The organism is Confluentibacter citreus (assembly GCF_002807055.1).
GTDB lineage: Bacteria > Bacteroidota > Bacteroidia > Flavobacteriales > Flavobacteriaceae > Confluentibacter > Confluentibacter citreus.
The window spans coordinates 42,872-69,399 of the sequence record NZ_NIXN01000004.1 but is presented as its reverse complement, the minus strand read 5'-3'; the positions used below and the strand labels follow the sequence as shown (position 1 = coordinate 69,399).

Below are 26,528 nucleotides of genomic sequence, written 5' to 3'. Positions count from 1 at the left end.
ATTTTGAATTGTTAGTACCATAAAAATTAGTTAAATTCGCAGAAGCGAAACTCTAGCTCTATGGATACTGTTCCAGATTTAAAAAGTAATATTTCATTTGAAGATTTTAAAACAGAAGTTTTAAATGATTACAAAATAGCCGTAACTAGTAGGGAATGTAGCTTACTTGGAAGAAGGGAAGTATTAACGGGCAAAGCTAAATTCGGCATTTTTGGTGACGGTAAAGAAGTCCCCCAATTAGCCATGGCAAAAGCCTTTAAAAAAGGTGATTGGCGTTCTGGCTATTATAGGGACCAAACCTTTATGATGGCGATTGGCGAGTTATCGGTAGAGCAACTTTTTGCTGGATTATATGCAAATACCAATTTAGAGTTAGAACCTATGTCTGCAGGTCGTCAAATGGGAGGTCATTTTGTAACCCATAGCATTGATGACAATGGCAATTGGAAAGACTTAACCAAACAATACAACTCAAGTGCCGATATTTCACCTACCGCTGCACAAATGCCACGTTTACTGGGCTTGGCTCAAGCTTCAAAAATATATAAGAACTTAAAAGATATCAATCAGTCCAATTTTTCTGTAAACGGCAATGAAGTCGCTTGGGGAACCATTGGAAATGCAAGTACCAGTGAAGGCTTGTTTTTTGAAACCATAAATGCCGCAGGCGTGCTACAAGTGCCAATGGTAATAAGTGTTTGGGATGACGAGTATGGTATTTCTGTTCATGCTAAATATCAAACTACTAAAGAAAATATTTCTGAAATATTGAAAGGTTTCCAACGCGATAAAAAAAATAATGGCTTTGAGATATTAAGAGTTAAAGGTTGGGATTATGCGAATTGTATTGAAACATTTCAAGAAGCTTCGGTAATAGCAAGAAACGAACATGTTCCAGTTCTTATTCATGTGCAAGAATTAACTCAGCCACAAGGCCATTCTACGTCTGGATCTCATGAACGCTATAAAGATAGAGATAGGTTGGCATGGGAAGCGGAATACGATTGCAATAAAAAGATGCGAGAATGGATTATTGATAGTGGGATTGCCACCAACGAAACCCTAACAAGTATTGAAAGAATTATAAAAAGAGATGTTAAGGAAGGTAGAAAAAATGCTTGGGAGGTTTTTTTAAGACCCATTCAAAAAGAACAACAAGAACTTATTTCCCTGCTTAAAACTGTAGCTGCCAGTAGTGCTAATGGTGTATTGATATCAAAAATTAAAGATGTATTGATTTCAATTAACGAACCAACTAGAAAAGATTTACTGTCTAATGCCAGAAAGGCTTTGCGATATACGATTGGAGAAAACACAATTGAAAAACAACAACTTAACACTTGGATAAATAATTATTTTGAATTTGCACAGCCTAAATTTAGTTCCCATTTATATTGTGAAACCAATAAATCTGCTTTAAACGTAACCGAAATAAAACCAACTTATAATAATGAATCCGAACAGGTTGATGCTAGGATTATTATCAGGGATAATTTTGATGCTCTATTAAAAAAATACCCTGAAGTACTGATATTTGGTGAAGACACGGGAAAAATAGGTGATGTTAATCAAGGTTTGGAAGGTTTACAAGAAAAATATGGTGAACACCGTGTTACTGATACTGGAATTAGGGAAGCAACCATTATAGGTCAAGGTATTGGATTAGCCTTAAGAGGGCTCCGTCCAATTGCAGAGATTCAGTATTTGGATTATGTTTTGTATGCTTTACAAATTATTAGTGATGATTTAGCGTCACTCCATTACAGAACTAAAGGACGCCAAAAAGCGCCATTAATCATAAGAACTCGTGGGCATAGACTGGAAGGCATTTGGCATTCCGGTTCTCAAATGGGAGGTATTTTAAATTTGATTAGAGGTCTTTATGTTCTTGTGCCAAGAAACATGACCAAAGCCGCAGGCTTTTATAATACATTATTGCAAAGTGATGATCCTGCTTTGGTCGTTGAATGCTTAAATGGGTATAGGCTTAAAGAAAACAAACCTACTAACTTAGGTAATTTCAAAACGCCTATTGGTGTTGTCGAAACCATTAAAGAGGGTAATGATATTACATTGGTTTCTTATGGTTCCACCCTTAGGATAGTAGAACAAACTGCTAAAGATTTATTGACTATTGGCATAGATGCCGAAGTTATAGATATACAATCTTTGATTCCTTTTGATATTCATCACGACATCGTAAAAAGTATAGCTAAAACAAATAGAGTGATGGTAATAGATGAAGATGTACCTGGAGGAGCATCTGCTTATATATTGAATGAAATTTTAAACAACCAAAATGCCTATCAATATTTAGACAGCCAACCCAAAACATTAACTGCCAAAGCACACAGACCAGCCTTTGGAGATGATGGCGATTATTTCTCTAAGCCCTCAGCTGAAGACATTTTTGAAGCTGTTTACCAGGTGATGCATGAGACGAATCCTGAAAATTTTCCGAAATTAAGATAACACAGCTTTATTTAATTTCTGTCCACATTAAAAAGTTTTGTGTATTTTTAACATTATTAACTCTACAACCATATGAAAAAAAATTTTCCCGACTTAGCCTTATTAATTATACGAGTAGGAGCTGCCGGCTTAATGCTTACACATGGCATTCCTAAAATTAACATGTTATTTGCCAGCCCTATTCAATTTGCAGACCCCATTGGTGTTGGTGCTACCTTATCGTTAATATTCGCTTTAATAGGCGAAGTTATTGCTCCAATATTCATAATCATTGGTTTTAAAACAAAAATAGCCGCGATCCCTGCTATAATCACGATGGCTGTTGCTGCATTTGTTGTTCATGCTAATGATACCATTGATATTAAAGAGAAAGCACTACTGTTCTTAATTTGTTTTGTCGCCATTTTTCTAGCTGGTGCTGGTAAATATTCTGTAGATAAAAAGTAAATAAAAGAATAGGAAACAAATAATGAAGGCAATTCCCTTGAAAGATATTAAGCAAGAACTAAACCATCTTTCTTCTAATGAATTACAAGAGATTTGCCTTCGTTTATCAAGATTCAAAAAAGAAAACAAAGAACTTCTCTCCTATCTTTTGTTTCAATCATCTGATGAATATGCTTACATTGAAAGTATAAAAAAATCTATGGATGATGGATTTTCAGAAATAAACATAAATAGTTACTTCTACATAAGAAAAAGCATTAGAAAAATTTTAACGCAGACAAAAAAACACATTCGGTATTCCCAAAAAAAAGAGACTGAAGTGGAATTATTACTTTATTTCTGTGAAAAGATGAAAGACTTTAAACCCAGTATCAAGAATAGTTTACAACTGGAAAATATCTACAAAAGACAAATACTTCTGGTTAAAAAGATTGTTGCTTCTTTACATGAAGATTTACAGTATGATTATAATTTAGCTATCGAAACTTTATAGATTTAACAAGGCTAATGTTTTTTTACGCTGAATTTTACCAAAACCAGTTTCGTTGAATTTTTCTAGATTATAAACAACTTTTGGTCTTTCGAATTTTTCAAGGCCATCAAAAACGGATGGATCTAATTGATTGGTTTTATCTTCAACAACCAAAATCAATTTTTCGCCCAAAACCTCATCTGGCTCAGAAGCTATAATATATCGCTTGTCTATGATGCCTGCTAGTTTGTTTTCTATTTGCTCTGGAAATACTTTAACGCCACCTGTATTAACCACATTGTCATAACGCCCTATCCATTCAAATTCAGTTTCGGAATGTATTTCAACAATATCATTAGTGACTATCTTATCTTGAGAAATATAAGGCACCTCTACAACTAAACAATTTCTATCATCTTGAGAGATGGTTATACCTGGCAATAGTTTAAAATGTTGTTGTTTGTTGCGCTGCTCGTCTGTAAAATTATTCAATTGCTTTAAAGCAAAATGGCTTACGGTTTCTGTCATGCCATAAGTCTCAAAAATTTTAGCAGGATGATTAGCTATGGCTTCTTTTAAAGAATTAGTAACCTTTGATCCACCTACAATAATCGTCTCGATATTATGGGTTCTATCGAGCGTGTTTCTCAATTGCATGGGAGTCATGGCACAAAAATCGTATTTTTTATTTTTTAAAAAAACGGGCTCGGAGGTTGGATTAACGATATCTAATTCTAAACCTAAAATCATCGCCCTTATTAACATCATTTTACCGGAAATATAATTTGACGGCAAACAATGTAACGCTTTGTTTCCTGGTTTTAAATTGAAAAAATCACCAGTAGCAATGGCAGAGTTTACCATGGCTTGCTTTTTTACCTCAATAGTTTTCTGCTTACCAGTAGAACCAGACGTTTTTATGATTATATAATCCTTTTTATCCAGCCAATCCATTAAAAAATGACCGAAAACCTCCTCATAATACTCGCCTTCTTTGATAAAACTATAAGCTACATCATACAAATCATCAAACTGGTAATTGCCAGAATTGAGCTTAAATTTTAAATGTACTTTATCAAAGGTTGGTGGTATTTTCATCATGGTTTCCTATACTTTTTAAGGTTTCTTTTTCAGGGTCTAAAATACTTCCAAATAATTTATTTTTCCAATTTTTCCAACCATATTTTTTGGACATAATGAAAAGTAAAATAGGAAAAACCACAAAAACAGGTAAAATCATTTCGGTTAAAATGGCTTGGGACGGTTCAGAAATGTCCTTTAAAACAGAGTGTGTTTGTAAGGCAGTCCAATCGGCACTCACTAAAAGGGCAGCAAAAAAATTATTTGCAGCATGAAATCCAAGAGAAAGCTCCATACCATCATCCATCAAAGTCATAATTCCCAAAAACAAGCCAGTTCCAATATAAAAAATCATGATACTGTATCCCAATTTATCAACTTCGGGGTTGGCTATATGCAATAGGCCAAAAGCCAATGATGTTACTAGTAAAGGCACCCATCTGTTCTTAGCAACTACTCCAATACCCTGCATTAAATACCCTCTAAATAAATATTCTTCAAAACTGGTTTGTAATGGAATAAAAATGACAACTATTAACAAAAGAATTAAAAATGGAACTAATTTAAAATTCAATATATAATCCTCTGGAGACATGAAGTAATCGAACCATATAAAGCCACTTGATATAATTCCCCATAAAAAAAACGAAAACCAAAAGCGTTTCCAGTCAATTTTACTTCTAGCTGTTGTTAATTGTACAACCGTTTGATTATGCAAAAATTTAGCAACAAAAAGCAATGCGACCAAACCGACAGCAAATGACAAAAGCATTAAAAGAAGATTCAAATTTGGTTCTAATAATGACATTACTTTTGAATTGTCTAAGCCCTGCAAGCTTTCTCCCGTTTCATATGATTTCATAAAAACAGCTACTGCGAATGGGATTTGACCTGCTATAACCGCTAATATCACAATTATAAGTCCTACAAAATAACGCCACCATTCATGCAACACCTTAAACGCTTGTTCTATATACATATTCTTATAAATTAAATGTCCATTTTTTTGAGTTATCGTAGTGCAATGTACCATTTTTAACCAGAAGAGGCGAATCAAAATTATTTGTAAATAAACTACCCGTTCCAAGTCCTTGTGGCATACTATTCTGTTTAGTATAAGTATATTGAGCAATGGCATTTAGCCCAACGTTACTTTCAAGGGCACTGGTTATCCACCATCCTATATCTTTTTTCTCCGCTATGTCAACCCATTCATTACTACCTTTAAAACCACCAACCAAACTGGGTTTTAAAATAATATATTGAGGTTTTATGGTTTGTATCAACATGTCCTTTTGTGTTACATCAAATATTCCAATTAATTCTTCATCTAGGGCAATGGGCAATGGCGTTTGTTCACACAAAAGTGACATATGTTCAATCTGACCTTGTTTTATGGGTTGTTCTATGGAATGTAAATAGAATTCTGATAATACTTTTAATTTTTCCAATGCTTCGGAATATGAAAAAGCTCCATTGGCATCCACACGTAATTCAATATCTTTTAAAGTATACTCTTTTCTTATGGATTTTAAAAGATTGATTTCTGCTTGAAAATCGATAGCGCCAATTTTCATTTTTATACAAGTAAAACCAGCTTCTATTTTTTCTTTGATTTGTTGTTTCATAAAAGCTTCCGAACCCATCCAAATCAATCCATTTATTGAAATGGAATCGTTACTTTTTGTAAATTCGGAAGGAAATATTTCAAATTTATCTTCTGAAAGGAATGATTTAAAAGCTGTTTCTAAACCAAATTGAATACTTGGAAATGCTACTAATTCATTTAAAAGAACATCTAAACCTAAATGGATATTTTGGCAAGCCCATTCTAATTTCGCTTGGTAATCTGGTCTGTCATCAATAGACAAACCTCTAAAAACACCACATTCACCAATGCCTTGTTTTGTTCCTTCTTGAAGCGTTATAAACCAGGTTTCCTTGGTTTTTAAAATTCCACGAGACGTTCCACTAGGTTGTTTAAAATTTAAAATGTATTTTTTGTAGGATGCTGTTATCATTTATAACTCAATACTTTCTCCAATCTCTAAAAGCATCAAGTCTTTTCCTTTTTCAAAAAACGTTTGCTTTGCCTCGTCATGATTAATTTCTATATATCCAAACGTATCAAAGTGGCAACCTAAAACTTTATCGCATTGCACAAAATCGCTTGCCAATATGGCATCATTAATTCCCATAGTAAAGTTATCGCCTATTGGTAAAATGGCTAGATCTAACTTCGTTTGTAGGGCGATTAGTTTCATATCAAACGTTAAGGCTGTATCGCCAGCGATGTATATATTTTTATGTTCGCCTTCAATCACAAATCCCCCAGGTTGCCCCCCATAAGAGCCATCTGGAAATGATGATGAATGTATGGCAGTGACGTATTTTACATTACCAAACTCAAAATCCCATTGCCCACCATGATTCATAGGGTGTCCTTCAATACCTAGTTTTTCAAAATGGGTAACAATTTCAAAATTAGAGACCACTATTGCTCCTGTTCGTTTGGCTATATTTTCGACATCTAAAAGATGATCTTGATGCGCATGGGTCACAAATATATAATCAGCTTCTAACTGATTTATATTTATATGCGCTGCCTTAGGATTTCCTGTTATAAAAGGATCTACTAGTATAGTAACATCATTTACTTCGATGCCCAAACTAGAATGTCCGTAAAATGTTATTTTCATCTGTTTATATTTACTGTCTTAATTTGATCCTCCCAATGGCTATCGGGAGGAACACCAAGAATAACAATCCTCATATGTGAATGTAATTCTCTAGGGTGTTTCATTATTTAAAAAATAAAATTTAGAAAAAGAAAAATACAAAAAAACTATAACAAATGACCTATCCCCATAAGAATAGCCAAAAGAAATGTTGTTAGTGCCAGTTTTTTTAATTCACCATCCAACACCTGCGGATCTTCATTTTTATATACTTTAATAAAATGCTTGATTAATGGTATGTAGGCTATTATAAAAATTAAATTATAAATAGATGTATAATATAATATTCCAAAAAGTGTTGCTAATAAAATAGCTAATGCAATTAACGTCAAATGATATGTTTTGGCGCTTTTAGCCCCTAGTCTAACCGCTAAAGTAATTTTGTTAGACTTTTTATCAGAGACAATATCTCGCATATTATTAAGATTTAAAACAGCGACGCTTAAAAGCCCAATAACACAGGCTGGCAAAAATACCACATGGTCAATTTGTTTAGAATACAACACATAACAACCAATAACACTTACCAATCCGAAAAAAAGAAATACAAACACATCTCCTAACCCATTATATCCATAAGCATTGCTGCCGACAGTATAACGAATTGCTGCCACTATAGAAGCAATTCCCAGTAAAAAGAAAATGACGGTCAATAAAAAATGCTTTACCCCAAATGCCAAAAAAATAAGCATAAAGGCAAGTACAATGGAAATTAATATGGAAATTTTTATGGCACTGAACATATTTTCTGGTGAAATGCTACCACTCTGTATGGCGCGTTCGGGGCCTAATCTATCGTTATTATCTGTTCCTTTAATACCATCTCCATAATCATTGGCCAGATTTGATAAAATTTGAAAACTTATGGTTGTTAAAATGGCAAATATAAATATGTCCCATTTAAAAAATCCATTGTATTCTGCTAAAAAAGAAGCTAAAATAATGCCTGAAACAGATAATGGTAGCGTTCTAAGACGCATACTAGAAATCCATAGCTTAATATTTTTCATTTAAGGAATCCATTTTTTTTCAAAGTTAGGCTTACGCTTTTCTAAAAAAGCATTTCGTCCTTCCTTTGCTTCATCGGTCATATAAGCCAAACGGGTTGCTTCACCTGCGAATACTTGTTGACCGACCATCCCATCATCTGTAAGATTCATAGCAAACTTAAGCATTTTAATAGACGTTGGAGATTTTGCTAATATTTCTTCGGCCCATTGATAAGCTGTTACTTCAAGTTCATCATGAGGGATGACAGCATTTACCATACCCATGTCGAAAGCCTCTTGAGCAGAATAATTTCTTCCTAAAAAGAATATTTCCCTAGCTTTTTTTTGTCCAACCATTTTGGCGAGATATGCAGAACCATATCCTCCATCAAAACTAGTAACATCGGCATCTGTTTGTTTAAAAATAGCATGTTCTTTACTAGCTAACGTTAAATCGCAAACCACATGTAAGCTATGTCCACCACCAACAGCCCAACCAGGCACTACAGCTATAACAACCTTTGGCATGAAGCGAATTAAACGTTGAACTTCAAGAATATTTAATCGATGGTATCCATCTTCTCCCACATAACCTTGATGCCCCCTAGCCTTTTGGTCACCTCCAGAGCAAAAACTCCAAACTCCATCTTTAGTAGAAGGACCTTCAGCAGAAAGCAAAATAACACCAATATTAACATCTTCACCGGCATCATAAAATGCATCGTACAATTCGCTAGTGGTTTTTGGTCTAAAAGCATTGCGTACATTTGGTCGGTTAAATGCAATACGAGCAACACCATTACACTTTTTATATGTGATGTCTTCATATTCCTTAACGATTATCCAGTTGACTTGCTCCATTTTTTTAGTTTGTTCAAAAATAAACTATATTTTGTTTTCAATACAAATTTGTCAAAAATATTAAGGCCTGAAACGGAAAAACTTAGTTTCTTAAAAAAGAACAGATAAAAACCATATTCTTAATTTTAATTGTTAAAAACATTTAAAACCTCAGATAGTACGTTAAATTATTGATAATGTAAAAAAAATAAAAATACTTACAAATAAGTATTGGTTTGTAGTATAATATAGCTTATTTTTGTTTAAAATTTTGTTTTTACCCATAATAGTTGTATTTTGTCGAAGATTTAACCCCAACGCCTATGTTATTTTCAATTACAGTAACCCTCTCAATTTTGGTTCTCCTTAATTTATTATTACTAAAATTTAGTTGTAATAAAATCACAAAGCAAAAACAAGAAATTAAGAAAACTGTGATTTTAAACACAGATCTTACCACTGAATCGGTTTCTGAAAGACTTGCCCCAACAGGTAGTTAGTCTTACTAAAATGTTTGTTCCCAAACCAGTATCCTCTATTGGCGCTTAATGGAGAAGGGTGTCCTGATGCTAGAATTTTGTGCTTATTATCATTAATGTATTTGACTTTTTGTTTCGCATAACCACCCCATAACAAAAATATTATTCCTTCCTTTTTGTCGTTTATTATTTTTATAACTGAATCCGTAAAAGTCTCCCACCCTTTATTTTGATGACTTCCAGCCAAATCAGCTCTAACAGTTAATGCTGCATTCAACAGTAACACCCCTTGCTCGGCCCAACGCATTAAATTACCGCTTTTTGGATAAGCAATTCCTAAATCTTGTTCTATTTCCTTAAAAATATTAATGAGCGATGGCGGATGACTCACACCTTCATTTACAGAAAAACAAAGTCCGTTTGCCTGCCCGTAGCCATGATAGGGATCTTGCCCAATAATAACAACTTTAACATTTTCAAACGGACAATAATTAAAGGCGTTGAATATTTGTTTTCCAGGAGGAAAACATTGATTAATTGTATACTCATTCTTAACAAAATTTACCAAATCTTTAAAATAAGGTTTCTCAAATTCGTCTTGTAAATACGGTTTCCAGCTGTCGTGTATGTCTACTTTCATTTTAATTAACTTAATAATCGAAATAAAAATAACACTATCTTTAGTCATATTAAAACTTATAGAGATTGAAAAAATTAAAATTCCCAACAGCACAAACCATACTTTTTATTATTGCTGGTCTCGTAGCCATTCTTACATGGTTCATTCCTTCTGGAAAATTTGATTCTTTGGCCTATAATAAAGATGAAAACACATTTACTCGAACCGGCTTAGATAAAATAGAAACTTTAGCTGCTACCCAAGAAACACTAAATGCCCTAAACATTAAAATTCCTATAGAAAAATTCACTAGCGGAGATATTTGGAAACCTATTAGCATTCCAAATACCTATCATAAAGTGGATGATAAACCCCAAGGCATTGTTGCATTTATAAAATCCCCTATTAAAGGCATTATTGAAGCGGCGGATATTATTTTTCTTGTCTTGTTCATTGGTGGACTTATAGGCATTATGAATATTACTGGAGCTTTTGAATCTGGAATTGCATGGTTAGCAAACGTATTAAAAGGAAAGGAATATTTACTCATTATTTTTGTTACAACATTAATAGCTATTGGAGGAACCACTTTTGGTCTTGCTGAAGAAACCATTGCTTTTTATCCCATTCTCATTCCTATATTTCTGGCTGCAAAATATGATGCCATGGTACCATTGGCGTGTATTTATGTGGGATCTTCAGTAGGCACGACCTTTTCCACAACAAACCCATTTAGTGCGATCATCGCTTCTGATGCAGCTGGTATTAATTGGACTGTTGGATTAACTGGCAGAATAGTTATGTTGGTTTTAGGAACTCTTATTTGTATATTATACATTCTTCGCTACGCACAACGTGTTAAAAAGGATCCTTCTAAATCTATAATTTTCAGTCAGAAAGAGGAGATTGAAAAACATTTTGGAAACTCAACACATTCTGTAATACGATTAACCAACCGATTAAGAATGATTTTATTCACCTTTATCATGTGTTTTGTTGTTATGATTTATGGTGTATCTCAACTAGAGTGGTGGTTTCTGGAAATGACAACCGTCTTTTTTGTCGGAGTCATTATAATAGGCTTTATTGCCAAAATAGATGAATATAAATTCGTCGAAACTTTTGTAAAAGGCGCGAGTGATTTACTAGGTGTCGCTATAATTATTGGAATCGCCCGAGGCGTCACTATATTAATGGTGGATGGACAAATTAGTGATACCTTATTATATTACGCAAGCAATGCAACAAGCGGCATGAACAAAGGTATTTTTATTAATTCTATGCTTTATATTTATGGTGGATTGTCCTTTTTTATTCCATCCTCCTCTGGGATGGCCGTGTTAACCATGCCTATTATGTCTCCGTTGGCTGACGGTGTTGGTATTGGCAGGGAAGCCATTGTAAATGCTTATCAATACGGCATGGGATTGTTTGCCTTTATAAGTCCTACAGGGTTAATTTTAGCGACATTAGCAATTGTAAAAGTTGGTTTTGATAAATGGTTAAAATTTGTAATGCCCTTAGTTATTATTTTAACCGTCTTTACAATGGTCATGTTGACAATCTCAGTTTATTTATAATTCAATTTATAGGCGACCACCGTATTTCCATAAAATGTAGGTACTAACAATACATTTTCTTTCGGTATGAAAGACATATCGGCAGTATTCAATTTATTGGCTCTTGTATCCAATAATTTTACTGCAGGCATGTTTATCAGATTTTTATCTGCAAAATATATTTCACCCTGAAAAGCTGAAAGTATATAACCTTCATTGATTGGTACAATACCATCGCCTCCTCTAACGCCTAATGCCAATACCGTTTTCTCTTTGGTTATTTTATCGATTGCTATCAATTCTCCTTTGCTGGAAGATAATATGAGTATACGATTCTCTTCAACTAAAATACCATTCGGATAAAATCCTTTTGCATCTAACCACAATGAAGATTCACCATTAACAATCTTAAAAATTTTTTCGTCCTGAGAATCGGTTACATAAATATCACCATTGGTATCTATATCCAAATCATTAATAAAAACAGCATCAGTTACAGTGTGTGTTTTCTCTATTTTCCCTGTTTCTATATTTATTTCAACAACCGTGTCAATATCTCCAACAAATAACTTACCATTAAAAAAGTTAAGTCCTTTTGGCGCATGGATTCCTGTAATCCAATCTTTTTTAACGATTTTGCCATCTTTAGAAAGCAAAGAAATATAGCCATCACCATCTTTTTTATTGGGCGGCACGTCTCCAATATTTGAGACATAAATAATGTCTTTTTCAGGATGATATCTCACAGCTTCGGCTGTTTTTAATATCGTATCCGTTTCCCAAAGTTTGGTCAATGACATTTCTGTTTGCTTACTTTGCGAATGGCCCATCTGGAACATCATGATAAAAATCGCTGCTACAGAGATATATTTATTCATATATAAATATTAAAATTGTGATTATTGAAAACACTAAGATACTATTTTCACCAATAGTTCTTTAAGTAAATCGCCTTGAGGAACGGCGTTTGAGCCTACGCCTTTACTTTTTACATCAAACTCGCGCAAGGTAGAAACAATACCACTTACTTTTTTCATTGGGTAATTTCGGGCAGCTATAATATAATCATTAACAAAATACGGGTTAATTTTTAATGCTGAAGCCATGTTTCTAGGCGACTTATCATTTAAACCATGAAAATGTAGCAATTGCGAAAAGAAATTAAACAATAAAGAAACCGTAACAACCATGGGGTTATCTTTTGGATTCTCGGCAAAATAATGGACAATTTTATGTGCTTTTAGAACATCTCTTTCGCCAATGGCTTTTTGTAATTCAAAATTATTGTAGTCCTTACTAATCCCTATATTTTCTTCAATAGCTTCTGGCGTGATATTACTTCCTTTTGGTAAAATGATTTGGAGTTTATCCAGTTCATTGTTTATTTTGCTTAAATCGGTTCCTAAAAACTCAACAAGCATTTGTGCCGCTTTTGGCGATATGGTATAATTCTTAGAAGCTAACACTTTACGAATCCAATCGGCTACCTGATTTTCATATAATTTTTTGCTCTCATAAATAACGCCAATTTTATTGACGGCTTTGTATAAGGCTTTGCGTTTATCAATTTTTTTGTATTTATAATTGACAACTAAAACTGTTGTGGGTTGGGGATTGGTAGCATACCCAGCCAAATTTTCAATGGTTCTGGATAAATCTTGCGCTTCCTTAACAATAATTACTTGACGTTCTGCCATCATGGGGTAACGCTTGGCATTGCTAACAATATCTTCAATGGAAACATCCCTGCCATACAAAACCATTTGGTTAAAACCTTTTTCTTCATCGCTCAAGACATTCTTTTCTATGAATTCTGAAATTCTATCAATATAATAAGGTTCTTCACCCATTAAAAAATAAATAGGTTTGATATTACCATTTTTAATATCGGTTACTAATTGTTTTACGTCGTCCAAAACTGTGAAATTTCAAAAAATTATAAATTCAAAAAACAAACAATGAATTTGGTATTTGATTATTGAAGATTAACTTTGGAAAAATATTAAATACGGTTTTGCAACAACTCAACTTTCCAAAGTTTTCGTTTCGATTCAAAAATAGCGAAAATAAAATTTCTATTTTCGACGTGATACGTAAAAAATTTGTGGTTTTACAACCCGAAGAATGGGTAAGGCAACATTGCGTTCATTATTTAATTAATGAAAAAAAATATCCTATCTCTTTGATTAATGTTGAAAAGGAATTAAAAATCAATAATTTAAGGAAACGTTACGATATAGTCGTTTTTAATACAGATGGCAGTATTTTAATCATCATCGAATGTAAATCACCGAATATTTCTATTAATCAAGTAACATTTGACCAAATAGCAAGATATAACCTGGCTTTAAAGGCTACATATTTGATTGTTACCAACGGATTAAATCATTATTATTGCCAAATGGATTTTGAAAATGAACTTTATAATTTTTTGAAAGATATACCTAGTTATAGTGTATAGTTGACGGTGATGGGAAAATAAAATTGTCTTGAATTCGGTACATAAATGAAAATAGCTGTCGTTATATTAAATTGGAACGGAAAAAAACTATTAGAACAGTTTTTGCCTTCTGTTGTTGAGCATTCAAAAGAGGCTACGATTTATGTGGTCGATAATGCTTCAACTGATGATTCCATTAATTTCTTAAATTCTAAATACCCAAGTATAAAAATTATAAATAACACTGTAAATGGCGGCTTTGCAAAAGGTTATAACGATGCTTTAAAACACATTGAAACGGATGTTTATTGCCTATTGAATAGTGATGTTGAAGTCGCTGAAAATTGGTTGTCGCCAATTATTAATGTATTTGAAAAAGAACCTAGTACTGCTATCATCCAGCCAAAAATTTTAGATTACAAGAACAAAGATTACTTTGAATATGCTGGTGCTGCTGGCGGATTTATTGACAAATATGGCTTCCCGTATTGCCGCGGTAGACTATTTGATACTGTAGAACAGGATTTAGGACAATATGATGATATAACAGACATCTTTTGGGCTTCTGGCGCTTGTTTTTTTATCAGAAGCGAGGTATTTAAAAAGCTTAATGGTTTTGACGAACATTTTTTTGCACATATAGAAGAAATAGACTTGTGCTGGAGAGCTAAAAATTCGGGTTACAACATTAAATATGTGTATCAGTCTAAAGTGTATCATTTAGGTGGTGCTACACTTTCAAAAGCTAGTTCAAAAAAAACGTATTTGAATTTTAGAAATAGCTTATTTACCTTAATCAAAAATGCAAGAGGACCCTTATTCCCCCTCATGTTTTTTCGTCTTTTTTTAGATGGGTTAGCAAGCATTAAATTTCTATTCGACTTAAAACTAAGTCATGCCTTAGCCATTTTAAAATCGCATGTCAGTTTTTATTGGTATTTACCTTACTTTTTAAAACAACGACAATTCCAAAAAAATAAAATAAAATATTTTAGCAAAACATCCGTTGTAATTGATTACTTCGTAAATAAAAAAACAACCTATAAATGTTTATAGTTTATTAATAAAAGTTTTGTTAAAATGTTAAATTACATCGAATTTTCCATATTTTTGTGTTTAGTATTTTAGAAATTAATCCTTAATAATAATTATGAAAAAAGTTTTATTACTTAGCTTGGCTACAATGCTGGTATTTAGTTCTTGTGTATCAAAAAAACAGTTCACAGACTTACAAGCAAAACAAAAAGAAACTCAAGATTTACTTAATTCTGCAACAGTAAAATTAAATTCTTGTTTAGAAGAAAAAGCAACAGCTACTGCAAGAGCTACAGCACTTGAAGAACAAGTTTCCGATTTAAGAAAAAACAATGATAATTTACAAGTGTTATCTGCAAAAGGTGCTAGTAACATAGAAAAAACACTAGAAAGCATTAAAGAAAAAGACATGAAAATTACTCGTCTTCAAGATGCTTTAACTAAAAAAGACAGTATTACACTTGCTGTAGTGACTAGCTTAAAACGTGAGGTAGGTATCAACGATCCAGACATTGAAATCAATGTTGAAAAAGGCGTGGTATTTATTTCTATAGCTGACAAATTATTATTCCAAAGCGGTAGCTATAACGTAACTACAAGAGCTAAAGAAGTTTTAGCAAAAGTTGCTAAAGTAGTAAATAGCAAACCTGATTTTGAATGTATGGTTGAAGGACATACAGATAGCGTGCCTTACCAAAGTGGTGTGTTATTGGATAACTGGGATTTAAGTGTTAAACGTTCTACATCTATCATTAGAGTATTACAAGGTTTAGGCGTTAATCCAAAACAACTTATTGCTGCTGGACGTGCTGATTATGTGCCGTTAGTAGATAACAATACTGCTGAAAACAGAGCTACAAACAGACGTACTCGTATAGTTGTATTACCTAAAATTGACCAATTCTATGAGATGGTTGAAAAAGAAATGAAAAATCTTTCTGTTCAAAACTAATTAGAATTCAAAATTATATAAGAAAGCTCAACTGAAAGGTTGGGCTTTTTTTATTATTTATCTGACCACACAGCAAGCTCGTTACCCGCTGGATCTAAAAACTGAAACCTTCTTCCTCCTAGAAATGAAAAAATATCTTTAGATATAATACCTGCAAATTGAACAACATTATTTTTAACCAAACTTAAATCTTCATGATATAGAACAACCAATACACCATTAATTATTTTTGAGTCGGATTTCTCAAATCCGCCATCCAGCCCACTTTCAGAAAAAGCTATATAATTTGGTCCATAATATGTAAAAACCCAATTAAAACATTTGCTGTAAAACGCTTTGATTTCTTCGAGGTAGGGAGCTTTGAATTCGATATAATTTATTTGATTGTTTTTCATTATCCTAAAATATTAGTAATTAAAATATCTCCAAACTTCCTTTACCTTCCCTAACAACAATAGGCTCATCTTCAGATAAATCTATAACAGTAGATGCCTGATTGTCACCATAACCACCATCAATTACCAAATCTACCAAGTCATCCCATTTTTCTAAAATAAGTTCGGGGTCTGTAGTATATTCCAAAACTTCATCCTCGTCACGTATCGATGTCGAAATAATAGGATTTCCTAATAATTTGACAATTTCAATGGCTATATTATTTTTAGGCACCCTAATCCCAACCGTTTTCTTTTTTTTGAAAGGATTTGGCAAGGTGTTGGAACCCGGAAGAATAAATGTATAAGGCCCCGGAAGTGCTCGTTTTAAAATCTTAAAGGTTGAGCTATCAATTTGTTTTACATAATCACTGAGATGACTTAAATCGTGACAAACAAAAGAGAAATTCGCCTTTTCAAGTTTTACGCCCTTTATTCTTGCGATACGTTCCAACGCTTTCAAATTGGTAATATCACATCCCAAACCATACACCGTATCTGTAGGATAAATAATCAATCCTCCTCTTTTTAGAATAGCCACAACCCTTTCAATCTCTTTCGGATTTGGGTTTTCTTCGTATATTCTAATAAACTCTGCCATAATATGTATCTTGCTTTAGCGTTTACAAAGTAAATATTATTTTTATTATGAAGCACTTAAAGTATATTTTCTTATTATTTCTTATATGTAGTTGTTCAAACAAAACGGATGAAGATATACTGTCTGGTGAGCCATTAGACCCCTCTGAATATTATCAAGAATTTGATATTTCTTATGGAAATGATGAGAACCAAAGTTTTGATGTATACTTACCATCTAACCGAACATCAACTACTAAAACAATAATTTTAGTCCATGGTGGAGGTTGGACTTCTGGTGACAAAAGTGATATGAACCCCATTAAAGATATTATTCAGCGAGATTTCCAAAATGTAGCGATTGTTAATATTAATTATCGCTTAGCGGATACCAATAATAGTGCTTATCCCATGCAAATTGAGGATATTACCTCCATTATAAATTACTTAAAAGAAAACAAAGCTAAGTACACTGTATCTGAAGATTTCGGATTTATAGGGATTAGCGCGGGAGGGCATTTATCACTTTTATGGAGTTATGCCTTTGATGATTCTAGCAACATAAAAATGGTTTGCAGCATTGTGGGACCTACCAATTTGACGGATCCTGCATACTTAAACAATACCGATCCTGTTTTACAGGAATCACTAAACTCTTTTGGCGTAAATGCGGAGTTATCATTCTTAGAAGAAGTAAGTCCGTATCACCAAGTGTCCGCTACGGCACCACCAACTATTTTATTTTATGGCGGACAAGATCCTTTAATTCCCATTACCCAAGGAACGGATTTAAGGGATAAACTTCAAAACCTGGGTGTTACGCATGAATTCACATTGTATCCAAACGCAGGTCATGGGTGGGAAGGCTTAGAACTAATAGACACTTGGATAAAACTCAAAGCCTTTTTGCAAATACATCTGTAAACAATCATATGTTTTTGAGAGTTATCCAACGACTTCTAACTTAGCAAAACGCAATAATAATTTTTTTACACCTCCATGTTGAAAATTAATTTCAGCTTTTATATCTGCGCCTGTCCCTTCTATTTTCAAGACTTCTCCCGTACCAAAACGAATGTGCTTAACCAAATTGCCAACTACTAATTTATTATCAAATAAATTAACGTTCCCATTGGTTTGTCCGACTGGTTTTAAGTTTTTAGGCGTTGTTACTTGAAATTTTTCAGGGGCTTCTTTTGAAATTTTACTCTTGTTAAACTCCACTTGTTTGGCTGGTTTAAATCGAATTTTATTAGGCTCTACGTCTCCAAAAATATCAGCACTTAACATCGGGTTAAATCTGAGTTCTTCAGGTGGTGTTAAAATTTCCACATACTCCTCGTCTATTTCGTCTATGAAACGGCTAGGTTCAGAATCCACTAATTTTCCCCAACGGTACCTTGATAAGGCATAGGTTAAATAAGCTTGTTTTTCGGCCCGTGTTAATGCTACATAAAATAATCTTCGTTCCTCTTCCAATTCGCTTCGGGTATTCATACTCATGGCACTAGGGAATAAATCTTCTTCCAACCCAACAATAAACACATTCGGGAATTCCAAACCTTTAGCCAAATGGATGGTCATTAATGCCACATGGTTGGCATCGCCTTTATCAGCATCTAAATCGGTTGCCAAAGCAACATCTTCTAAAAATTCCGCTAAAGACCCTGTGGTATCGGCTATTTCTTTCTGACCTTCCACAAAGTCCTTCATTCCATTTAAAAGCTCTTCAATATTTTCCATTCTAGTAACACCCTCTGGTGTACCATCTTTTTTGAACTCGTTAATTAAGCCACTTGTTCTGGTAACATACTCTGCCAACTCAAAAACATCAGCAGTTTGATTCAATACCTGGTAACTCTCTATGAGCATTACGAAATCCTGAAGCTTGTTTTTTGTTCCAGAATTTACATTAATTTCAACTTTATTAAGATTCTTTAAAACCTCAAAAATGCTTCGGTTATAACCATTGGCTGCGACAACCAATCTATCAATTGTAGTCTGACCAATACCACGAGGTGGAAAATTAATAATGCGTACCAAAGCTTCCTCATCCGCGGGATTGACTATCAACCGCAAATAGGATAGTACATCTTTAATTTCCTTTCGTTGATAAAAAGAGGTGCCACCATAAATCCGATACGGAATATCTCGCTTACGCAAGGCTTCTTCAATCGCACGAGACTGCGAATTGGTTCTGTACAAAATAGCAAAATCACTATTCTTCAACTGATTATTCATTTTCTCTTCAAAAATGGTGCTCGCTACATAACGCCCTTCATCACCATCCGTTAAAGATCGATGTACTTTTATTTTTGAACCCTCATCATTGGCCGTCCAAACGACTTTATCAAGTTTCGTTTGATTTTTTTCAATGATGGAATTTGCCGCATTGACAATGTTTTTCGTAGAACGGTAATTTTGCTCCAATCTAAAAACTTTAACATCATCATAATCCTTCTGAAAATTCAAAATATTATTGATATTAGCGCCACGAAACGCATAAATACTTTGCGCATCATCACCAACAACACATATATTTTGGAATCTATCGGACAACGCTCTAACAATTAAATACTGAGAGTGATTCGTATCTTGATACTCATCAACCAAAATATACTTAAACCTATTCTGGTATTTCATCAATACATCAGGAAAACGTGTTAAAAGCTCATTGGTTTTCAATAACAAATCATCGAAATCCATGGCGCCTGCCTTAAAACATCTGTTTACATATTCTTTATAGATGTCGCCTAAACGTGGTCGTCTAGCCATGGCATCTGCTTCTATTAATTCCGGATTTTGGAAATACGCACGAACAGTAATTAAACTATTTTTGTAAGATGATATTCTTGAACGTATTTGTTTAGGCTTGTAAATATCCTTGTCTAAATTCATTTCTTTGATGATGGCACCTACCAACCTATCTGAATCTTGAGTATCGTAAATCGTGAAATTGCTTGGATAACCCAATTTATCAGCTTCACTGCGTAAAATTCTAGCAAAAACAGAGTGGAAAGTTCCCATCCATAAATTTTTAGCTTCACTACTTCCAACAATGGTAGCGATACGCTCCTTCATTTCCTTTGCGGCTTTGTTGGTAAATGTTAAAGCCAAAATATTAAAAGAGTCCACGCCCTGACTCATCAAATAAGCAATTCTAAATGTAAGCACACGTGTTTTACCAGAACCTGCGCCAGCAATAATAATCATGGGCCCATCTTTTTGTATAGTGGGCTCTAACTGTGCATCGTTTAACTGACTTAAATACTTTTCCAAAACTTATTGTAATTTGTGGTGTGAAATTAACTATTGTTAACCTTTTAGCTGGTTTTTATAATCAATAATTATAAACAATTAACTTTTAATAAGTTTAGTTTTGTTCACCATCACCTGTCATCGCATTTAATAAACCTGCTTTTATGTTGAGCCACAAATAATTAAATACCGATTTTGTTTTATCCCTTTCTATGTTGGTTCCATGACCATGTCTAAATTCGCTAGATTTATTCTTACTGTCTTTTGAAACAAAAAGATTGATTAATCCTGACAGCAATTTATTTTTTTCCTTACCGCCTTTCTTTAAAATTACAATATCAAAATTATCGTACTGCAATTTCAAATCTATACGTGATGTAAGGTCGTTCCCGTTGATAGTAAAATAATTTTTATTGATTATCCCATTCAATCTTAAATTAAGATTAGGCTCCATAAATTGATTCATGTGGTTTGCATCCAATGCCCCTATGTCTGCTTTGAATATAAATTCATCACTATTATCCATCACATCAAAATCCCACTGGACATTCAAAGGCGTGTTTTTCATAAAAATCGCATCAATATGAATTGTTGTTTTAGTTTCATTCTTTTTATAAGTATTACTCAAATTATTGATTTCAGCATTTAAATTTGAGAATTCAAGTCTTCCTCCTTTGGGGTCGTCATTAACCTTTTCGGTATAAACCACAGTAGCATTGTTTAAATAAACTTTACTTAAAGCAATACCAAAGTTAAAATTTCTTAATGTTTTACTATACAGTGATCTATAATTCAAATTATCAACAACCAATTTATCTCTATGAATGATAAGTTTAGGCTGATAAAAATTAATTTGATCACTTTTAAAATAGAATGCTGAATCGTTTTTTACCCCAAAATCATGATTATTAACTAATAAGGAATCGATGGTTAAATCAAAATGATCTCGTTCTACAGCAATCTTTTTTGATAAGGCTTCCTTAGAATATTTCGTTTTTATGGATACGTTTTTAATCTTATAAAAATCTGCATTGAAATTAGCTTGGCTTACAAATAGGTTTTCATAATCATTAAGCTTATAAAACATATTATTATAAGTTAAATGATAATCCTGAAAAGCAAAGGGTATTTTATCTTTAAGGTTTGACTTTTTAATGACAACCGCGTTAACTCTGGCATTAATTTCTTCAGATTTTAATAGCAACGAATCATTAGCCACATCAAAAACCGATAAATGGCCATTGATTATTTTAATAGCTCCAATTTCAACATCCTTCTTAAAGGAACCTTCAAATGAATCTTGAGAAGATTTTAAGTTTACTAAACTATTATGATGGTAGATTATTTGAGGCTGATCAAAAGAAATGCTTTTTACATTAATTTTATCATTAAAAAAATAATCCCAATAGCTGAAATCATTAATAGATAACTCTTTTAACCTAATTTGAACATTTATTTTGTTGGTTGTTTTTCCCAAAACAGAAATTTTTGGACCTATTAATCCTACGCTTCCATTTAGGGAATTAACATGGATGTCTTGATATTCAACTTTTATGGTTTCAGAAAAATTATTCAGACCTTCTTTTAGTCTGTTTTTAATAATAACATTTGCCACTAAAGCCCCTATAACCAGTATCAACAACACCAATGAACCTATAACTAATCCTTTTTTCAATCTATTGTCCATTAAATAAAGATAGGCTTTCAATACTTTTATAACAACATATTTTAAATATCTTTACACTTTAAGTTGGTTTCAATTTATAAACTTAAATAATGATTGTTATGGATTCTCAACGGTTTATCGATATGCTATTATTTGCCATTCCTTCACTAATTACTGGGCTAATTGCATACTATTTTTTTAAAGAGCATACCAAAAATGAGGATGGCAGAAGACGCTTTTTACTAAAGAAAGAATTACAGGTTAGCGCCTTACCAACACGACTACAAGCTTATGAGCGCCTAACGCTTTTTTTAGAGAGGATGTCTCCTAGTAAACTTCTTATTAGAATATCTCCAAACAATTTAAATAAAGAAGATTACGAAGCTTTACTTATACAAACCATTGAAATAGAATTAGAGCATAATTTAACTCAGCAAATTTATGTGAGTGAGAAATGTTGGAACATTATTTTGGCTGCTAAAAATGCCACTATTCAATTGATTAGAAAAGCTAGTTTATCTGAAAAAACGACTTCGGCAGACAAATTGAGAGAGGTTATTTTAACCGAAATGATGGAGAGGCGCTCACCTAGTGAAGCGGCACTTTCTTTAATAAAAGATGAAATTGCGGATATATTTTAGTATTAATCCCTTCTTAATTCGTTAAACCTGCCTTGTGCACACTTTTCTTTGGCATAATCAAAACCTTGTTGCCACCATGACACCATAAGATTTTTATTAAAAACTAAAGAGTTTTCGGTAAGCTTAGAGGGTGTATAATACAAATTAAGCTTTACATCTTTGTTTTTGGCGGCAAGCTTCCCAATAGTAATATCGCTTCTCTCAACGCCATCTAATAAATGACCAAACAAACTCATCATAAGTGAAAACGGATTTTTGCCCAATACTTTATTGTATTCCATGTTTTCAGATTCCAAAATAATGGCATCCACTTCTGTAGCGCCCCTTAAAATAGCTTCCCTAATAGGCACTACACAACCAAAAGCACCATCAGCATATTCAAATCCATCAACCGTTGCCAAAGACATGAACGGGATGTAGTTACAGGAAATCCATATCCAATTACAAAATTCATCATACGTACAATCCTTTATAGATTTATACTCAATCCTATTTTTTGATAAGTTAGAAACCGTTACAACCACATCTTCTTTAGTCATCTGAATTAAATGATATTCTTCTTCAGTGAAATTTCGCTTTAAATAGCGTAAAAGGGCTTTGCTTTCGCCAAAAGTTCGTTTCCTTTTTGCGAATTGAATGAGGGTGTTTAAAAAGTTAATGGATACATATTCCCTACCTTCCTTTCTTCGTTGTACAAAAGGATTAATATTAAAAATATTACTTTGTTTGACACTGGTAAATACTTTATGGATTTTTTCAATTTTACCAGCGGCCAAATGAGGTATCAATAAACTACCTGTTGATGTTCCTAAAAACAGATCATATTCCCTGCCTTCTTCTTGAATTAAATATTGGGCAACACCACCCGCATAGGCTCCCTTACTACCGCCTCCAGATATCACTAATGCTCTCATTCTGCTTTTAAAGGACTTACTTGTTCATTTTTATATCTGGCATACTCCAAACCACTTTGCCACCATTTGGTCATTTTCTCTTTTTCGAAAATTAAGGAATTAGTTGTTAAGACCGTAGGCGTATAATAAAAATTTATGATGGCGTTTTGATTGGAAGCAACAAACTTGCCTATTTTTATATTTTGGTCTTCTATTCTGTCAAGCATAAACGAAAACATGTTGGTCATTAATGAAAATGGATTTAATGATGGCATTCTATTTAATTGGGACACCTCGGTTTGCAAAATAATGGCATCCACTTCTGTAGCACCTCTTTTTATGGCTTCTTCAATTGGAATCATAGAACCCAAGCCACCATCCGCATATTCGCAGCCATTTTTTTTCACCAAAGACATAAAAGGAATATAATTACATGAAATCCAAATCCATTCGCAAAACTCTTCATAATCACAATCTTTGATGGATTTATATTCCACTTGGTTTAATGATAAATTTGAAACGGTAACTACGATATCTTTTCTGCTTTTCTTTAATGTATCAAATTCACTTTGTGTCAACGTTTCTTTTATAAGTAGCCTTAAATTATTACTTTCTCCAAATGTTTTACTGCCCTTTAAAAAGTTTTTAATCACATTAACGTGATGTATTTTTATGGTTTCAATACCTCCCTTTTTCTTTTTAATGAGAAACGGGCAAGTATCAAAAATAGAATCTTGGGTAACACTTGTATAGACCTCTTTTATTTTTTCAACATTTTTTAAAGCTAAATGAGACACCAATAAACTCCCAGTAGATGTACCAATAAACATGTCGTAATCTCGCCTTTTGCTTTCAATAAGATACTGCGCAACACCGCCTGCAAAAGCGCCTTTGCTACCACCTCCAGATATAACCAAAGCTTTCATTTAGAAAATTTTAATGGTTAAATATAACATTTTAAAAATAGCTACTAATTTGTAAGCAGGTCTTTTGCCATTTTTGAAAATTGCCAAACAGGGTGTTTTGTAGCTTGTTCTAAATTTTCTTGGCAGGTTTCATTGCAAGCGTTTATCAATTTTAAATATTGAAAGGCATTTTGGCGGACTTCAAAATGATACTTTGAATGTGTGTAATTGGTCAATTCTTCGAAGTAAACCGACTTATTTTCTGGTTCAAAACCCTCAGTAACCAAAGCTAATGTTAGCCAAAGTGTTCTTATATTTTTGTCATTAAAACCTTGAAGTTGTTTTGTTTTGGTCAAATACCTATGCCTATCTTCAGGGAAATTATTCCACAAATTGTACAATGCCAATTCAATCGTGATATATGACTCATCCTCTAAGAGCGTTTCGTAATCTTTCTTTAATTCTGAAGGAATTTTAGAAAGAGACTTTGCAATTGCTTGACGCACTTTCAAACTAGCCTTAAAATGCTCCTTTTTTAATTGATTTGACATTTGTGAAACCACTCTAATTTTGGCTTCATCAGACATATTTGAAGTTAAATAATCAGCACATTTAGAGGTGTTCTCTTTACAATCAACACTTAGATATTCTTGAATAAACGTAGATTTTTTCAAACTTTCCATAGCCTTTTCATTATCAAACACCTTACTTTCTAACCAGATTCTCACAAATTCACTTAAATCCTGTCCACTCGCCTTCTCAACTTCACTTATAAAATCATTGGTTTCAACATTTTTAAATTGATGCTTTTCTAAATAATTCTTAACAGCCAATTTAAAAGCCTTATCGCCTACTTGCGCTCTCAACATGTGTAACACCCAAGCACCTTTTTTATAAAACGTTGTACTACTTGATTTTGGATCTAAAAGCGAAGTGCCCCCGCCTACTTTATCTTGTTCCAATAATTCTTGGACATATTGATACAATTGCCAATAGTAATGGTCGTCTCCAAAAATGTCCTTTTCAGCCAACAATGCATAATACGTCGCGAAGCCTTCTTGCAACCAATGATGTGTGCCAGACATTTCAGTCACCAAATTGCCAAACCATTGATGCGCCAATTCATGGGCATTGACATTCACATAGTTTTTATCAATAAACGAGATGGAATCTATTAAATACGTATCCGAAAAAATGGTAGCACTGGTATTTTCCATACCGGCATACAGGAAATCCTTAACCGGTATTTGCTTATAATTTTGCCAAGGATAAGCAACTCCAATTTCTTCCTCTAGAAAATCGAACATTTGTTTGGTGTAACGATACGTTGGCTCAACCTTTAATGAATCGTTGGGATAGTAATACATCTCTAAAGGAATACCACTTTTTGAAGTTTCTACTTTTCTATCGTATTTACCAATGGCTAAGGCCACTAAATAACTGGACATGGGCTGTTGCATATCGTAATGCCATGTTGCTGTTGAGTCGTTGATTTGTTTATTTGTTAGTTTTCCGTTGGCAATGACTTCATAGTTTTTGTCAAACGCGACGGTTAAATCAAATTCAACCTTTTCATTCATATCATCAAAACTGGGCAACCAATTACTCGTGTATTTTCCTTGACCTTGAGTCCAAATCTGTTGATTGTCCCCACTATTGTCCCAATCAATAAAATACATGGCTTTTTTAGGGCTTGTATTCCAAACAACATCTATTTTATGGTGACTATTTTTTTTGAAAGGATGCTTTATAATTAGATGCTTTCCATCATATAAACTCCCCGTTTGCTTTCCGTCTAAAACATACTTTATTTCAGCAAAATCAACCGCATCTATATAAACAGAGTCAATATCTTTTAAAATAGTAAATCCATAAGACACCGTTCCAGAAACTTCTTTTTTAAGCAAATCTCCAAAAACAATATCCGCTTTAGCTGTCCTAAAATCAACATATTCAGTCTGTTGCGCTTGTATCAAGAAACAAAAGAATATGATGAAAAGATTGATAATAAACTTCATAAGCTCTTTGTA

At 33.2% G+C, this 26,528-nt stretch carries 25 protein-coding genes; 9 read left to right on the top strand and 16 right to left on the bottom strand.

Going from position 1 to position 26,528, the window contains the following annotated elements:
• The first annotated feature begins 60 nt into the window (after window positions 1-60).
• The 3 genes from CDH49_RS09605 to CDH49_RS09595 all read left to right on the top strand — a co-directional run bounded on the left by CDH49_RS09605 (window position 61) and on the right by CDH49_RS09595 (window position 3,412).
• Window positions 61-2,472 carry an alpha-ketoacid dehydrogenase subunit alpha/beta gene (locus CDH49_RS09605; RefSeq protein WP_100615302.1) on the top strand — a complete coding sequence of 804 codons (2,412 nt, stop codon included), beginning with the start codon at window positions 61-63 and terminating at the stop codon, window positions 2,470-2,472.
• A gap of 72 nt (window positions 2,473-2,544) precedes the next feature.
• On the top strand, window positions 2,545-2,919 hold the full coding sequence (locus CDH49_RS09600) for a DoxX family protein (protein ID WP_100615301.1): 375 nt from the start codon (window positions 2,545-2,547) through the stop codon (window positions 2,917-2,919).
• Window positions 2,920-2,941: 22 nt separating this feature from the next.
• Window positions 2,942-3,412, top strand: coding sequence for a hypothetical protein (locus CDH49_RS09595; RefSeq protein WP_100615300.1), 471 nt, complete (start codon window positions 2,942-2,944; stop codon window positions 3,410-3,412).
• On the opposite strand, the gene CDH49_RS09590 is transcribed toward CDH49_RS09595, so the two are convergent.
• From CDH49_RS09590 to ung, 7 genes are all read right to left on the bottom strand, one after another.
• Window positions 3,407-4,492 carry an AMP-binding protein gene (locus CDH49_RS09590; protein WP_317044388.1) on the bottom strand — a complete coding sequence of 362 codons (1,086 nt, stop codon included), beginning with the start codon at window positions 4,490-4,492 and terminating at the stop codon, window positions 3,407-3,409. The genes CDH49_RS09595 and CDH49_RS09590 overlap by 6 nt on opposite strands.
• The gene (locus CDH49_RS09585; protein ID WP_100615441.1) at window positions 4,467-5,450 is read right to left on the bottom strand and encodes a CPBP family intramembrane glutamic endopeptidase; all 984 of its coding nucleotides are present in this window, start codon (window positions 5,448-5,450) and stop codon (window positions 4,467-4,469) included. The genes CDH49_RS09590 and CDH49_RS09585 overlap by 26 nt, the downstream gene beginning before the upstream one ends.
• A 4-nt stretch (window positions 5,451-5,454) precedes the next feature.
• A complete protein-coding gene (locus CDH49_RS09580) occupies window positions 5,455-6,492 on the bottom strand; it encodes an o-succinylbenzoate synthase (RefSeq protein ID WP_100615299.1) in 1,038 nt (345 codons plus the stop codon).
• The gene (locus CDH49_RS09575) at window positions 6,493-7,170 is read right to left on the bottom strand and encodes a metal-dependent hydrolase (protein WP_100615298.1); all 678 of its coding nucleotides are present in this window, start codon (window positions 7,168-7,170) and stop codon (window positions 6,493-6,495) included. It lies immediately after the preceding gene.
• Between the two features lie 146 nt (window positions 7,171-7,316).
• Window positions 7,317-8,219 carry a 1,4-dihydroxy-2-naphthoate octaprenyltransferase gene (menA, locus tag CDH49_RS09570; RefSeq protein WP_193434726.1) on the bottom strand — a complete coding sequence of 301 codons (903 nt, stop codon included), beginning with the start codon at window positions 8,217-8,219 and terminating at the stop codon, window positions 7,317-7,319.
• A complete protein-coding gene (locus CDH49_RS09565) occupies window positions 8,220-9,059 on the bottom strand; it encodes a 1,4-dihydroxy-2-naphthoyl-CoA synthase (protein WP_100615297.1) in 840 nt (279 codons plus the stop codon).
• A gap of 432 nt (window positions 9,060-9,491) precedes the next feature.
• A complete protein-coding gene (ung, locus tag CDH49_RS09560; protein ID WP_100615439.1) occupies window positions 9,492-10,157 on the bottom strand; it encodes a uracil-DNA glycosylase in 666 nt (221 codons plus the stop codon).
• A 65-nt stretch (window positions 10,158-10,222) separates the two neighbouring features.
• On the opposite strand from ung, the gene CDH49_RS09555 reads away from it, so the two are divergent.
• Window positions 10,223-11,716 carry a YfcC family protein gene (locus tag CDH49_RS09555; protein ID WP_100615296.1) on the top strand — a complete coding sequence of 498 codons (1,494 nt, stop codon included), beginning with the start codon at window positions 10,223-10,225 and terminating at the stop codon, window positions 11,714-11,716.
• Here the strand turns inward: CDH49_RS09555 and CDH49_RS09550 are convergent.
• Complete coding sequence (locus tag CDH49_RS09550; protein ID WP_100615295.1) at window positions 11,707-12,573, bottom strand: SMP-30/gluconolactonase/LRE family protein; 867 nt, start codon at window positions 12,571-12,573, stop codon at window positions 11,707-11,709. The two genes, CDH49_RS09555 and CDH49_RS09550, sit on opposite strands and share 10 nt — an antisense overlap.
• A gap of 33 nt (window positions 12,574-12,606) precedes the next feature.
• Complete coding sequence (gene holA, locus CDH49_RS09545) at window positions 12,607-13,611, bottom strand: DNA polymerase III subunit delta (protein WP_100615294.1); 1,005 nt, start codon at window positions 13,609-13,611, stop codon at window positions 12,607-12,609.
• Window positions 13,612-13,709: 98 nt separating this feature from the next.
• Here holA and CDH49_RS09540 point away from each other — a divergent pair, with 98 nt between their 5' ends.
• The 3 genes from CDH49_RS09540 to CDH49_RS09530 all read left to right on the top strand — a co-directional run bounded on the left by CDH49_RS09540 (window position 13,710) and on the right by CDH49_RS09530 (window position 16,122).
• Window positions 13,710-14,156, top strand: coding sequence for a type I restriction enzyme HsdR N-terminal domain-containing protein (locus tag CDH49_RS09540; protein WP_100615438.1), 447 nt, complete (start codon window positions 13,710-13,712; stop codon window positions 14,154-14,156).
• 45 nt (window positions 14,157-14,201) lie between these two features.
• On the top strand, window positions 14,202-15,191 hold the full coding sequence (locus CDH49_RS09535; RefSeq protein ID WP_100615293.1) for a glycosyltransferase family 2 protein: 990 nt from the start codon (window positions 14,202-14,204) through the stop codon (window positions 15,189-15,191).
• Between the two features lie 94 nt (window positions 15,192-15,285).
• The gene (locus tag CDH49_RS09530) at window positions 15,286-16,122 is read left to right on the top strand and encodes an OmpA family protein (protein ID WP_100615292.1); all 837 of its coding nucleotides are present in this window, start codon (window positions 15,286-15,288) and stop codon (window positions 16,120-16,122) included.
• A gap of 53 nt (window positions 16,123-16,175) precedes the next feature.
• On the opposite strand, the gene CDH49_RS09525 is transcribed toward CDH49_RS09530, so the two are convergent.
• Together CDH49_RS09525 and CDH49_RS09520 are read right to left on the bottom strand one after the other, a co-directional pair.
• Window positions 16,176-16,517 (bottom strand): VOC family protein, encoded by a 342-nt coding sequence (locus CDH49_RS09525; RefSeq protein WP_100615291.1) that lies wholly within the window; start codon window positions 16,515-16,517, stop codon window positions 16,176-16,178.
• Window positions 16,518-16,536: 19 nt separating this feature from the next.
• Window positions 16,537-17,157, bottom strand: a complete 621-nt coding sequence (locus CDH49_RS09520; protein ID WP_100615290.1) for an L-threonylcarbamoyladenylate synthase — start codon at window positions 17,155-17,157, stop codon at window positions 16,537-16,539.
• Window positions 17,158-17,204: 47 nt separating this feature from the next.
• Between CDH49_RS09520 and CDH49_RS09515 the strand changes: the two genes are divergently transcribed.
• The gene (locus tag CDH49_RS09515) at window positions 17,205-18,059 is read left to right on the top strand and encodes an alpha/beta hydrolase (RefSeq protein ID WP_100615289.1); all 855 of its coding nucleotides are present in this window, start codon (window positions 17,205-17,207) and stop codon (window positions 18,057-18,059) included.
• Between the two features lie 21 nt (window positions 18,060-18,080).
• Here CDH49_RS09515 and CDH49_RS09510 read toward each other — a convergent pair whose 3' ends face one another.
• Together CDH49_RS09510 and CDH49_RS09505 are read right to left on the bottom strand one after the other, a co-directional pair.
• Window positions 18,081-20,414 (bottom strand): ATP-dependent helicase, encoded by a 2,334-nt coding sequence (locus CDH49_RS09510; protein ID WP_100615288.1) that lies wholly within the window; start codon window positions 20,412-20,414, stop codon window positions 18,081-18,083.
• 94 nt (window positions 20,415-20,508) lie between these two features.
• On the bottom strand, window positions 20,509-22,080 hold the full coding sequence (locus tag CDH49_RS09505; protein ID WP_100615287.1) for a hypothetical protein: 1,572 nt from the start codon (window positions 22,078-22,080) through the stop codon (window positions 20,509-20,511).
• Window positions 22,081-22,178: 98 nt separating this feature from the next.
• Here CDH49_RS09505 and CDH49_RS09500 point away from each other — a divergent pair, with 98 nt between their 5' ends.
• Window positions 22,179-22,700, top strand: a complete 522-nt coding sequence (locus CDH49_RS09500; protein WP_100615437.1) for a DUF7935 family protein — start codon at window positions 22,179-22,181, stop codon at window positions 22,698-22,700.
• 2 nt (window positions 22,701-22,702) lie between these two features.
• Here CDH49_RS09500 and CDH49_RS09495 read toward each other — a convergent pair whose 3' ends face one another.
• The 3 genes from CDH49_RS09495 to CDH49_RS09485 are packed head-to-tail and all read right to left on the bottom strand — an operon-like array spanning window position 22,703 to window position 26,516.
• Window positions 22,703-23,614 carry a patatin-like phospholipase family protein gene (locus CDH49_RS09495; protein ID WP_100615286.1) on the bottom strand — a complete coding sequence of 304 codons (912 nt, stop codon included), beginning with the start codon at window positions 23,612-23,614 and terminating at the stop codon, window positions 22,703-22,705.
• Entirely contained in the window at window positions 23,611-24,519 is a 909-nt protein-coding gene (locus tag CDH49_RS09490; protein WP_100615285.1) for a patatin-like phospholipase family protein, read from the bottom strand. The genes CDH49_RS09495 and CDH49_RS09490 overlap by 4 nt, the downstream gene beginning before the upstream one ends.
• Window positions 24,520-24,563: 44 nt before the next feature.
• Entirely contained in the window at window positions 24,564-26,516 is a 1,953-nt protein-coding gene (locus tag CDH49_RS09485; RefSeq protein ID WP_100615284.1) for a M1 family metallopeptidase, read from the bottom strand.
• Window positions 26,517-26,528 lie beyond the last annotated feature (12 nt).